General features: G+C 36.3%; 11 protein-coding genes. All 11 read right to left on the reverse strand.

Annotated elements, in window-relative coordinates; translation table 11 throughout:
• Positions 1-383 precede the first annotated feature (383 nt).
• The 11 genes from NRIC_RS00090 to NRIC_RS00140 all read right to left on the reverse strand — a co-directional run bounded on the left by NRIC_RS00090 (position 384) and on the right by NRIC_RS00140 (position 11,996).
• A complete protein-coding gene (locus NRIC_RS00090) occupies positions 384-1,370 on the reverse strand; it encodes an aromatic acid exporter family protein (RefSeq protein ID WP_146620655.1) in 987 nt (328 codons plus the stop codon).
• 226 nt (positions 1,371-1,596) lie between these two features.
• Complete coding sequence (locus NRIC_RS00095) at positions 1,597-2,727, reverse strand: sodium ion-translocating decarboxylase subunit beta (protein ID WP_146620656.1); 1,131 nt, start codon at positions 2,725-2,727, stop codon at positions 1,597-1,599.
• Positions 2,728-2,742: 15 nt separating this feature from the next.
• Entirely contained in the window at positions 2,743-3,087 is a 345-nt protein-coding gene (locus NRIC_RS00100) for a biotin/lipoyl-containing protein (protein ID WP_146620657.1), read from the reverse strand.
• Between the two features lie 12 nt (positions 3,088-3,099).
• Positions 3,100-3,390 carry an OadG family protein gene (locus tag NRIC_RS00105; protein WP_146620658.1) on the reverse strand — a complete coding sequence of 97 codons (291 nt, stop codon included), beginning with the start codon at positions 3,388-3,390 and terminating at the stop codon, positions 3,100-3,102.
• 8 nt (positions 3,391-3,398) lie between these two features.
• The gene (locus NRIC_RS00110; RefSeq protein ID WP_146620659.1) at positions 3,399-4,796 is read right to left on the reverse strand and encodes an oxaloacetate decarboxylase subunit alpha; all 1,398 of its coding nucleotides are present in this window, start codon (positions 4,794-4,796) and stop codon (positions 3,399-3,401) included.
• A gap of 72 nt (positions 4,797-4,868) precedes the next feature.
• Entirely contained in the window at positions 4,869-6,137 is a 1,269-nt protein-coding gene (locus NRIC_RS00115; protein ID WP_146620660.1) for an SLC13 family permease, read from the reverse strand.
• Between the two features lie 56 nt (positions 6,138-6,193).
• Positions 6,194-6,805, reverse strand: a complete 612-nt coding sequence (ttdB, locus tag NRIC_RS00120) for a L(+)-tartrate dehydratase subunit beta (protein ID WP_146620661.1) — start codon at positions 6,803-6,805, stop codon at positions 6,194-6,196.
• On the reverse strand, positions 6,802-7,725 hold the full coding sequence (gene ttdA, locus NRIC_RS00125; RefSeq protein ID WP_146620662.1) for a L(+)-tartrate dehydratase subunit alpha: 924 nt from the start codon (positions 7,723-7,725) through the stop codon (positions 6,802-6,804). Before ttdA ends, ttdB begins: the two co-directional genes overlap by 4 nt.
• Positions 7,726-7,981: 256 nt before the next feature.
• Complete coding sequence (locus NRIC_RS00130; protein WP_146620663.1) at positions 7,982-9,001, reverse strand: AraC family transcriptional regulator; 1,020 nt, start codon at positions 8,999-9,001, stop codon at positions 7,982-7,984.
• A gap of 937 nt (positions 9,002-9,938) precedes the next feature.
• Positions 9,939-11,102 carry an XRE family transcriptional regulator gene (locus NRIC_RS00135; RefSeq protein WP_146620664.1) on the reverse strand — a complete coding sequence of 388 codons (1,164 nt, stop codon included), beginning with the start codon at positions 11,100-11,102 and terminating at the stop codon, positions 9,939-9,941.
• 240 nt (positions 11,103-11,342) lie between these two features.
• Positions 11,343-11,996, reverse strand: coding sequence for a hypothetical protein (locus NRIC_RS00140; RefSeq protein ID WP_146620665.1), 654 nt, complete (start codon positions 11,994-11,996; stop codon positions 11,343-11,345).
• Positions 11,997-12,059 lie beyond the last annotated feature (63 nt).

Consider the following 12,059-nt stretch of genomic DNA (forward strand, 5'->3'; position numbering starts at 1 on the left):
AGTGTGAGTATCATTATAGTAAGTTGATGTCTTGGCATCTTGTTTTCCAAAGTCAAGATGATATCAGAGTTGTCTCGCTCGGCTACTACTTCATGGCGTATCTGTACTATAGCTCGATCAACTTAAAACGTTATCCAAAAATTGATATTTAATTGTCATAGAACAAATTAATTATTCATACATACATAAACTAAATCTCCTGAAATATGAAACTTAGATTGGTTGATTTAAAATTATTTAATTTTGACATTTTCAGATTTCAAATCGAATCTCAAAAATGATAATAGTCTTTTTGATTGCATCAATCAGTAGACAAAAATAAGAATCACTATCAAATTATCGATAGTGATTCTGTTTCTTGATGTTTCTAAAATAATGTTCAATCATTCAATTGATTCATAGAATCTCTTTTTGAATTTGAGAAAATCTTCAAAATCTTTCAAAATATGATAGAGTCGAGCCTTATTAATAAACTCCTGTTTAGATGATGGAACGTGCTCTTCCTGTAACTCGATGATTAACTCCGACAAATAGTCGATTTGTTCGCTACAAAAAAATTGATCTTCAATATGTTTTTTTATCTCAGTGACAAGCAAGCTGATTATCTGGATGGCTTCTTCATTATTTCTGATATTCTTAATCTCATAATGGAGATTATGTAGCAAGCCGCATTGTTGTAAACGCATTTCAAAATAATCGACAAAGTAATCATCCTTTACTGGTAATCGATTCTGTTGATACTTCACTGCACATTTTGTTAATTCCATTAGATCATTTTCAAGTTGAATGATTTCATCCCAGATAGTACTTTTCTTTTCTGGTCCTTTGACATAATCGATCATTTTCTCGAAAATACAAACAAACCTTTTCTCGATACTTTTCTTTGATCGTTCTAAAAATTTTCTCTGGCGAGAATAGGCCTGAAATTGATTAACAATAATGGCAATAGCCAGACCAATCAACAACAAATAAAACTCATTCAATAGATCATGCATGGTTATTTCGGCACGAAACATGAGGTGTGTGATCGAAACAGCATTAACAGATAAAGTGGACAATAAGTTCTTATAGCTAAATATGAAGGTAATGATTGTTAAAACAACTCCAAAGGTAAACCAATTATTTCCTAAAAATGGATGGAAAGTCAGTGTAAAAAACATCGTAATCAAAAAAGTACTTATCCGATTGATCCCTAATCGAATAGTTTCAGTTTTTGTAACAGCTAAAGTAAGAAGAGTAATTATGCCAGCGGAAGATGAAAAATCTAAGGAAAAAAATTCGGCAATCAGTATAGCAATAGAACTCCCAATTCCAGTCCTCAAGGCGTGCATGGTATAGTCATTTAAATTTATTTTAGGAATGAATTCCATGATCCTCTCCTTCCAGCGCTTATGTAAAAATTTCCTGTTACGCAGTTTTTCTAGATTAAAACTGAAACTTTATTGCTGAAAAATATGTATATAGTCGTGAAACTTTTATTGTTGGCGCTCAAGAAACAGCCTCTCGATCATAATCTTTTTCTTTCACAAATAGTTGCCTACAAGGAATTCTCACTTATTTTCGAAGATGGCTGTTTCTATAGCGCGATAGCTTAAATCAACTAAAGAATGCCAACAAAACTCCTGCTGCTACCGCTGACCCAATAACTCCTGCTACATTGGGACCCATTGCATGCATTAATAAATAATTATTTGGATTTTCATGTTGCCCCACTTTTTGAACGACACGGGCTGCCATCGGAACTGCCGAAACGCCAGCTGCTCCAATCATCGGATTTATTTTTCCGCCAGAAAGCTTATACATTACCTTTCCTAAAAGAACACCCGAAGCAGTTCCAATCGCGAAAGCCAATAGACCCAAAACGATGATTTTCAATGTTACTGGGGACAGGAATAAGTCTCCGTCTGCTTTTGCGCCAACTGTTACACCCAATAGAATTGTCACAATATACATCATCGAGTTAGTTAAGGTTTCAGTTAGTTTAGGGACGATACGAATCTCTTTTATCAGATTCCCTAGCATCAAGCAGCCAATCAGTGTCGTCGCGCTTGGAACGATTAGACTGATAAAGATGGTGGTCACAATCGGAAAAAGAATCTTCTCGGTTTGTGAAACTGTCCTAGCTTGAGTCATTTGGATTTTTCGTTCTTTTTCTGTAGTCAAGAGACGAATAATTGGTGGTTGAATGATTGGCACCAACGCCATGTAAGAATATGCGGCAAGTGCGATTGCCGATAATAAGTGAGGCGCTAATCTTGTGGTAACAAAAATGGCTGTTGGACCATCAGCCCCTCCAATAATTCCTACAGCACCTGATTCTTGCGGTGTCATTCCTAGAGCCGTTGCTAAGAAAAATGCGGCGAAAATACCAAATTGTGCGGCACCGCCTAAAAGAATCGTCTTAGGATTAGCGATTAGCGGTCCAAAATCTGTTGAAGCGCCTAAACAAAGGAAGATTAGTGGAGGATAAATACCTAAGTTAGTCCCTTGATACAAGTAGTAGAATAGCCCCCCTGGATTATTATTTGCGGCTTCACTCATTAAACCTGCCAGAGGTAAATTGACAAGTAAAATTCCAAAAGCAATTGGAACCATCAAATAGGGTTCATACTCTTTCTTAATTCCCAAATACAAAAATATACAGGCTAAAACGATCATAAATAGATTGTTGAATGACAGATTTTCAAAACCCGATGTTTCAATCATTTGCTGAAAAATCTCTAACATAGTATCCCTCCATTGTTATAATACAACCAGTAATTCTCCTGATTCGACTGTTTGATTTGATTGAACAAGGATACTTGAAACGACTCCATCGATTGGTGAAACAATTTCATTTTCCATCTTCATTGCTTCTAAAATAACTAGAGTATCGCCAGCATTCACCGTATCTCCTGTTTTTACATTAACCGATAAAATGTTTCCTGCCATTGGTGCTGGTACTTCTTTTCCACCACCACTCTTAGGTTTTTCCGATGGAGAAATCTCGTGTGAAGTCTTAGCAACTTGAGTCGCTTCCTCTTCACTGATTTCCCTTAATGTCACCTTGTATACTTGCCCATCCACATTAATTTCATATTGTTTCATTTGACCTTCTCCTTATTTAACTCGTTCGATTTTTTCTACTTGATAGTGTTTTCCTTGTTTGTTTTCACTTGCTTCTGCTAGTGCTGTTAGCAAAGCTACGCGTTCTAATTCAGCATTTGGTTGAACCATCGTTGACTTGGCAACTTGGGATGATTTGGATACTTTTTCTTTTACGTCATTATCCGATTTATTCACAAGTTTTGCTGTTATCTGCATCAAAACCATTAGTCCCGATAAAATAAGAAAGACTAGCGACATCGCTACAATAGTCAGGCCTAGTGAATCCATAATTGTATGTTCCATTAATATAATCAGCTCCTTGTATAGGCAAATATTTTAATCGGTTGTTCTGGATCAGCTGCATTGACTTCTGATTCTCCTGGTCCTTCTAAAAAGTTTTTTCCTACCTGCGGGAACAGAGCGTAGATCAATACCTCTTCATCATTCTTAGCGAGTTTCCCGATTTCTTGTTTCAATACGTCGAATTCTGGTTCAATATGATCCGCAGGACGATCGGTGATTCGTTCTTTGTCCCCTACTATTGAGGTAATAAATGCTTCATCAATTGGAACGGGGGACTTTCCGTACTCACCTAAAAGATACGATTTGACCTCATTTGAAACCATCTTATAGCGCTCACCAGTCAATACATTCATTGCTGCCTGAGTTCCAACCATTTGGCTCAATGGTGTAACTAAAGGCGGGAAACCTAGATCCGCTCGCACTTTTGGCACTTCCTTCAGTACTTCCTCGTAGCGATCGGTTGCGCCGGCTTGCTTCAATTGAGAGTACATATTGGAAAGCATTCCACCTGGCACTTGATATAGTAGTGCTCTTGGATCAGGAGTTAACATTTTAGGATCAAGCAATCCGTTTTCAAGATATTTATCTTTGATATCCCGAAAATAGTTTGCTGCTTCTTCCATTTTCTCGACATCGATAGATAGCTCATAATCATCTTCTTTTAAACTTAGGACCATCGACTCTGTCGCTGGTTGGCTGGTTCCTTCACTAAATGGAGAAAGTGCAGTATCGATACGGTCTGCCCCTGATTCAATGGCAGCTAGATAAGTCAGCTGAGCGATACCGCTGGTACAATGTGTATGGACAATTATTGGTAGACTAGTCGCTTTTTTTAACCGTTTGACTAGTTCGCGACATTTATTTGGTGTCAATATTCCTGCCATATCCTTCACACAAATAGAATCAGCACCCATTTCAGCAAATTCTTTTCCAAGTGATTCGTAATAATCCATGGTATGAACATCACTAATCGTGTAAGCAATGGCTAATTGAGCTTCTTTCCCCGTGTTCTTTACAGCTTTCAACGCAGTTTGAAGATTCCTTGTATCATTTAATGCATCAAAGATTCTAAAAATATCTATGCCATTTTCCGCCGAAAGCTTAATGAATTTTTCAACAACATCATCTCCATAATGTCGATATCCCAATAGATTTTGTCCTCTGATCAACATTTGCAAAGGGGTATTAGGAACTAAACGCTTTATTTTTCTTAAACGTTCCCATGGATTTTCATTTAAGTAACGTATACAAGCGTCAAAAGTTGCTCCGCCCCAACACTCAAGTGATGAATAGCCTACTTCGTCTAACAGTGGCAACACTGGTTCCATATCTTCCATCGACATACGGGTAGCCATTAAGCTTTGATGCGCATCCCGCAAAATCGTATCAGTAATCTCAATTTTCATTTTTGAGTCCTTTCCATTTTTTAAATATAAAGCCTCCCTTATTTTCAGATAAAGGAGGCTGACAAAGAATTTCTATGGATAAAACGGAAACAAGATCGGTAATAATATTAGACTTACTATCGTCGATACTACGATCAAAGGTAGTCCCGCTTTCACATAATCCATGAACTTGAAGCCACCTGGAGAAAGTACCATCGTATTTGCCGGCATTCCGATCGGTGTTGCGTACGCGCAAGAGCCGCCGATAACCGTTGCCATCAGTACAGCTCTTGGATCAGCACCCATTCCTGTTGCAATAGACAAACTGATTGGAACCAACAACGCCGTAGTAGCAGTATTTGACATGAAGTTAGTTAACACAGCTGATAATAAGAAGATAGCTGTCAGTAATGCGAACGGAGAAGCATTTTGACCTAATAACCCGATTACCGCATCTGCGATCATTTCTCCTGCACCAGTAAGCTCCAATGCATTTGCTAAGGCCAAGGTTCCGCCAAAAAGGAAAATCGTCTGCATATCGATGGCTTTATATGCTTGCTTTTCAGTAATAACACGGCACAGTACTAGAAGAATGGCTCCTACACAACCAGCAACATATAATGGAATTCCGGTTTGATTTTCAAAAATCATACCAAGAATAGTCATGATCAAAATAACTAAAGACAACGTCTGTTTCCATTTAGGAATGTGTGAATAATCAACATCATCAGAAAAAGCGCCATCATCATCTATGGTTGTTTCATTAGGCAAAAACCGATAACCAACCAAGCTGAAAAAGAGAATCCCAATAATTAAAATCGGCAATCCAACATAACCGAATTCAAAAAATCCAAAGCTCATATCCATTTCTTGCAAAGCAGATTGAGCAATCAAGTTGCCCGGTGCGCCAATTAAAGATAAGTTTCCTCCCATCGCCGCAGCAAAAGCTAGAGGCATTAACAATCGACCTCTGGAATATCCGGACTTAGATGCAATACCGATAACAACAGGAATTAAAACAGCAGCGGTTCCCGTGTTTGAAAGAAAACCCGACATGGTACCTGTTATAACCATAATTGCTACAATCAGCTGTCTTTCAGATTTCGCAAATTTAGAAACTACGGCACCAATCTTGTTGGCCATACCTGTTTCAAAGAGCGCTCCACCCACTACGAACATAGCCACAAATAGAATCACATTGGTATTTACAAAACCATTGAAAGCTTCTTTCGGGTCCAATACTTTAGTTAAGATCAATCCGATACAGACAATCATAGATGTTAATGCCAAAGGAATTTTCTCCGTGACAAACATCACAATCGCAAATACTAAAAATAGAAGTGTGATAACAGCAGGACTCATTTCTTTACCCTCTTTTCCTTCATTTCGATGGAAGCCACTAATCAGGCTTCCACTCCCTATTTAATAAACCCAACTTGCTTGCTGATTCGTTCGATTTCTTCTTCTTTACGTCTATTGAACTCTACTTTATTGTTTTCAAAAAGATTAGACCCTTCAGTATCTATGGAAACAATCAATGGACCATAATTTTTTACTTCGTTTACCCATAATGTTTCAGGCATTCCTAAATCTTTCCACTGAGCATCGACAATTCTTTCAACTTTTTCAGCAGCATAAACCGCATTCCCCGCTGGATAAACCAGATGCAGCGCCTTGTTTTCTTTACAACCTTTTACAGTTCCCGGACCCATGCCGCCTTTTCCGACAATCAAACGAACACCAGTCTCTTTGATAAACTCTTCTTCAAATTTTTCCATACGCATACTAGTTGTCGGACCAACAGAGATCATTTCGTATTCATTGTTCCCGTGGTCCTTGACAATCGGACCTGCGTGCAAAATTGCTTTATCTTTGACATCAACCGGCAATGGACGGCCTTCTTCAACGACTCTACGGTGTGCAACGTCTCGGCAAGTCACTAAAGTTCCTTCTAAATAAACAATATCACCAATTCGGATATCCTTAATATCCTCGGCACTAACAGGTGTTTTTAAATGATATTCTCTCATAGCTCTACTCCTTCATGTAATGGCAACTCATAGTTTAAATCACGATCAAAGTTGATTTTTCCGCGGCGATGAGACCAACAGCCAACATTCACTGCTACTCCAATCACAGATGGATGTCTTCCAGTATTAATGATATTGACGCCCATAACAGATTTTTCACCACCAAATCCCTGCGGTCCCAAGCCAATATTATCGATTCCTTCCTCAAGTAAACGTTCCATCATCGCTGCATTTTCATTAGGACTAACGCTATCAACCTCTCTCATCAAAGCAAGTTTAGAATTCATCGATGCCGTTTCTACTGAGGTTCCAATTCCAATACCTACTAATAGAGGAGGACACGCATTGATTCCATAACTAGTCATTTGATCCATTACAAAACGTACAACCCCTTCATATCCTTCACCAGGCATCAAAACTTTTGCAGCACCAGGTAAGCTACAGCCCCCACCTGCCATATATACATACATTTCGATATCATCACTGTCTCCGTCGATTTCTGTGTATACCGTTGGCAACCCAGTCCCGATATTCAAACCAGTATTATACTCATCAAATGTTTGAACAGCATTGTGTCGTAGCGGCGCTTTTTGTGTTGCGAGATAAACAGCTTCTTTTAAAATATCTTTCAGCTCACTGAGCAGTGGAAACTTCGATCCAACTTTGATGAAAAATTGAAGCGCTCCAGTATCTTGACAACTCGGACGTTTTAATTCTTCTGCCAACAGTTGATTTTCCTTCATCGTATCGTAAACCAATTGTTGTAATGGATCGACTTCAATTTTTGAAAGCTCGTCCAATTTTTTTGTTACGTCATCCGGTAATCTTCTCCCAACGACCGCAATATACTCAACAAGAATATCACGCATTTTTTGAGCTTCAGAAGACAATGTCTTTTCTTCATAAGCATATTTAAGCATTTCTTGTACCTCCTAGTTTTTTCTTTATTATGCCTTTCGAAACATTGACTATCTATCCATTAATTAACGAATCAATTAACGCTAGTTAGGGTCTCCCTCGATAATTTATGAACCAATTGCTTAATGTGTAATTAAAATAAGCTCATCAAGAGAGCATATATATAGGTATTTGTTTGCGCTTTCAAACTATAAGCATATTAAAAAAAGGGTAACCACATTTTTGTGATTCCCCTAAATAGAAAATTTATATACATTTTTAATTAACTATACTTTTTATGTTCTCTACCAAATCATTATACTTATTCTCGTATTCTTTACTTGTACAAATGTCACATAAATTTTGATTATTTTGAGGAGAAATTTCACGATAAGAAAGAAGTTTTTCTTCAATTAAATCTCTTTCTTTCACATCCAAATCATTCTTAAATGTTCTATCAATCTCTTGAATATGAGGATTGATTTGTTTTCTATACTCAGAGGGAGTCGTCCCGAAATGTTTTTTAAACATTTTGTTTAAGGCTTTAACATCACTAAAACCATTTTCAAAAGCAATGGTAGCTACTTTTTTTTCAGTTGTAGCTAGTGATCTGATAGAGTGTTGTAATCGACATCTTGTTAGATATTCATAGAAGTTTATGCCTAATTCCGATTTGAACATTTTAGATAAATAGGGAGTCGAATAATTGCAGTGTTGGGCAAGTCTCTCAAGTGTGATATCCGATTTAAAATTATCTTCAATATATTGAATTGCAAAATCTAAAAATTCTTTCTTTTGTCCAACAGTATATGTACTTTTTTTATTTGTATTCAATAAAAAGAACTTAGTCATTTTTTCTGCAATAGTAAAGATTAATCCATTATGACTTAACTGGTTGGCAGAATTATCTTCAGAAAGAAGTTGTAATCTAGCAAGATCTCGTCTTAATTCGTTATATAAGGGATTCATTCTTTCTTTTGCAGCATTCATTTCAAATCGTCCCTTAGACAAATCAAATCCTTGGGAAGTAAAGAAATCAGGTGAAATATATAGTCGCATCGCTATGCTATTGGGAACAGAAGCAAATGTTGCATGTCCACAATTAGAGTTGATGATCAACAGATCTCCTTCTTCTAAACCAAAAGTATCCCCTTCAACATTCACTTCAATTTCACCTGTTAATAGCCACAGTAATTCAATTTCATAATGCCAATTATAGTGGTAACTTCCGACTTTATAAATCAATTGATCATAAGAAATACCTATGTTTTTGAACTCGTACTTTTTTCGGACTTCCATTCGATCACCTTCTTTTAATTGTGAGATGTTGTTCAAATCATTCACAGTTAATTTAACACATAAGAGTTCTGAAATATATATCTTTTTTTCAGATATTCCTTAAGTATGTGAAGGATCTTTTTAATTGTTTCAGTGCTAATATAGGAATTTGAATCAGAAGGAAAAATAGCGAACGATTTAAAATTTAACTGTTAACTATTGTTTAATAAAACTTTTTCCTCGATTCTACAATTATTCGAGTTTTTCCCATAAATGAATCGCTCACACTATTTACTCAATTTTTGAACAATGACTTATCATTTATCTAATTCCAAAACTAATATTCACTATGAAAAACATTTACAATCAAGAATTATCGATAGTTATTTGCTGAGCAAAAGAATGTTCTAATTGACTCACTTCCATTTTTTCTTTAAAATAGTAGTCGTATGATAGGTAATTAAATAAAAAAAGGCACTTGGTCAACTAGCGCCAACTAGTCTACCAAGCCCTGATTAAGTCACTCAGAATGACCAATCAAGTTGCCCTTAGTCAATGAAAGCCATTGACAGTAAATATTTTACTCAATTTCAAGAGAAATATCTAGTGTTTTACTATTAGTTTCTCTGTAATTTAATTGTTTAAAATTTTCAGGAATATCTTTATATCCTGTTTATTAAGGCTAAGCAACAGTATTGGTAGGAGACCAATGCTGTTTTTTTATTGGTTTTCCTATCATACTTTTTGCAGAGTAGTAAAATTCTCCTAGTTCGTATATTGCTCCACAACATATGGATAGAAAGAATCTCACTCATACTCTGCTAGAGCCGTATTATTTAACGCTTTATGAGCTGCCACTCATACTAAGTAACGGGCTCAAATAATTCAACACCGTTTCATGTTTCTTCTCCTTCGCATTTATTGTGGAGGAGATTTTTATTTTCGTATGCTGAAACTATTAGTCAAATGGTATGAATTGTTCAAACTTCTTTCTTTGTTGCGGAGAAAATTCAGTAGAGGAAATCATTCCCATGATTTTATTTGTACCATTCTCCTGATCAATTAAAAGCAACAGTTTCAAGGTAGGCGCAACCTGTTTTCTAAGCCATGCCAATGTTCGTCGTAAATCATAAGGCTGTGGCTCCGAAGTTAATTTGAGTTTGTCTCTCGTTTTCCCAAGAAATAGTTTCCATTTTGGATCAGTAGTCCACTTCCTTTTATTTTGATTTTTTATAGGAGTAAGGAAGACAATATATGTATTGATGATATTAAAAACTGTTTGTTCAAAATCTTGATGTGTCAGTAAGTCTTGTATTGCATAATACGCTCGATCATCTTTTAGGCGAATCTCATAGCGATTCTTAATGGTTGAATTTTCAAGAGCGATACTATTCTTTACAAGCTGCTCGTAATTCTTTTGATAAAAACAAAAGTAAATATCACTTTTTAAGGAACCTAAATAAAGCGTGGTTCTTAGCGAGCTTAACGCTTCTTCTTCATCCTCTAGCCTTCCAGAATCAATTGAGCGGAATGAACGGAATTTAGACCGTAGCTCTTTTTTCGAACACTTTTCCGCTAGATAAGGAATGGAGAGAATTCCAACTCGATCATTAATCGCCAAGTCAATACGTTTGTAATGGACTTTTTCTTTTTCACATGTATTGAAAAAATCGAACCATGAACGATTCTGAGCGACCAATAGATTTTCAAATTCTCGACATCCCTGTCCTTTTAGTTCAACAAGTGTTCCCTTGTCATCCTCCTCGGGCGATATCATTATTTGAATGTCACTAAAAGCATATTTCGCTATATAACCATAGAAGGCATAGTCTTCGTAAATCATATACTTCATTTTGATTCGTAAAATATTTTCACAGATATATGGAACATCATGACTCTCAAATCTTAAACGTACATAATCAAAGACCAATTCAAAATCATTTTCTGGATTCACTCTTTCTAAACAAGTCAGTAGAGTCTCTTTCATTTTCTCTGATGGCGTTTCTTTCTCATTTTCTATGCGATTAATGTGTTCTCTAGAATAACCGCTCAAAACAGACAACTTACGTTGTGAGACACCATATTGAGTTCGTTTTTCCTTTAATACCGCACTAAAACCCATAGCATTCTCCTTCATAGAAAAAAGTGTGAAGTAAACAAATTTACCTCACACTTTTTTGATTTTGTAGAAAGACTGTTGTATCAATTGTTTCTACGTGTATTTTGTTTGAAATGTTGTATTTACTACCCCCCTAGTTAGATACTGGGGGTTAACGCTTTGGTACGCGCAAGCGCGTACCAAAGACAAGCTTCCAGCTCGCCGCCCACGCTGGGGCGTGTTCGTCGGCTGGGCTTGATTGAATCACTTTTGGTTTTGCTTCAAATTCTTTGTGATTCTTTTTATCTTAATCTCTCGATAATTGAAACCTATTTCTTTCATTAACTCTTCCCATGTTTTTCCAGTTCTTCGGATAATCGTAGATGGTGAGGGCATTATTTTTCTATCGTAATTCTGCTCAAAGGCTCTTCTAGAAAGAGAAGCTTCTAAATTAAGTCGCTCTATTTCAGTCTTCAATAGATACATCATTTCAAAATCACTTACTTTTTTTTCTTTCTCAGAACTAAAGAACGGTCTAACATCCTGAAATCTCTTTTTTAGAGTTGATAAGGATGGCATATTTTCACCAACACATTTTTTCTCATACCTTCTTTGCGACCGAATTTGATTATCAGTAATAAATTTTTTTACGAGCTTCTCTAATTTACTATCAGAGTACTCGTCCCACTTATATCTTTGATAGGTTTTCTTTCCTAGTGATAACAACATTTTATCCCAAGATCCAAAGCGTTGATTGATAATCCATAAGCTAGGTGCTTGACCACTGTTATCAGCTAATTTTTTCTGGTACTCTCTGACAGTAACTATCTCATTTTTATCAATAAAGCGATTAATTAATCCCAACAATTCAAAGTCATTTTTTTCTTTCCAAATTATTCTGTTATCAGTTGATTTCAAACAAATCATCTCCTCGAAGTTTTATAGAAACCGCGAAAAGTTCTCTTTTGTTCACCGTAGTAG

Source organism: Enterococcus florum (assembly GCF_004309355.1).
In the GTDB taxonomy this organism is placed as follows: Bacteria; Bacillota; Bacilli; order Lactobacillales; family Enterococcaceae; genus Enterococcus_A; species Enterococcus_A florum.

Bases quoted from the DNA above. Each gene is read 5' to 3' on its own strand.
- NRIC_RS00090 (WP_146620655.1), bottom strand. From the start codon at position 1,370: ATGGAATTCATTCCTAAAATAAATTTAAATGACTATACCATGCACGCC.
- NRIC_RS00095 (WP_146620656.1), bottom strand. From the start codon at position 2,727: ATGTTAGAGATTTTTCAGCAAATGATTGAAACATCGGGTTTTGAAAAT.
- NRIC_RS00100 (WP_146620657.1), bottom strand. From the start codon at position 3,087: ATGAAACAATATGAAATTAATGTGGATGGGCAAGTATACAAGGTGACA.
- NRIC_RS00105 (WP_146620658.1), bottom strand. From the start codon at position 3,390: ATGGAACATACAATTATGGATTCACTAGGCCTGACTATTGTAGCGATG.
- NRIC_RS00110 (WP_146620659.1), bottom strand. From the start codon at position 4,796: ATGAAAATTGAGATTACTGATACGATTTTGCGGGATGCGCATCAAAGC.
- NRIC_RS00115 (WP_146620660.1), bottom strand. From the start codon at position 6,137: ATGAGTCCTGCTGTTATCACACTTCTATTTTTAGTATTTGCGATTGTG.
- ttdB (WP_146620661.1), bottom strand. From the start codon at position 6,805: ATGAGAGAATATCATTTAAAAACACCTGTTAGTGCCGAGGATATTAAG.
- ttdA (WP_146620662.1), bottom strand. From the start codon at position 7,725: ATGCTTAAATATGCTTATGAAGAAAAGACATTGTCTTCTGAAGCTCAA.
- NRIC_RS00130 (WP_146620663.1), bottom strand. From the start codon at position 9,001: ATGGAAGTCCGAAAAAAGTACGAGTTCAAAAACATAGGTATTTCTTAT.
- NRIC_RS00135 (WP_146620664.1), bottom strand. From the start codon at position 11,102: ATGGGTTTTAGTGCGGTATTAAAGGAAAAACGAACTCAATATGGTGTC.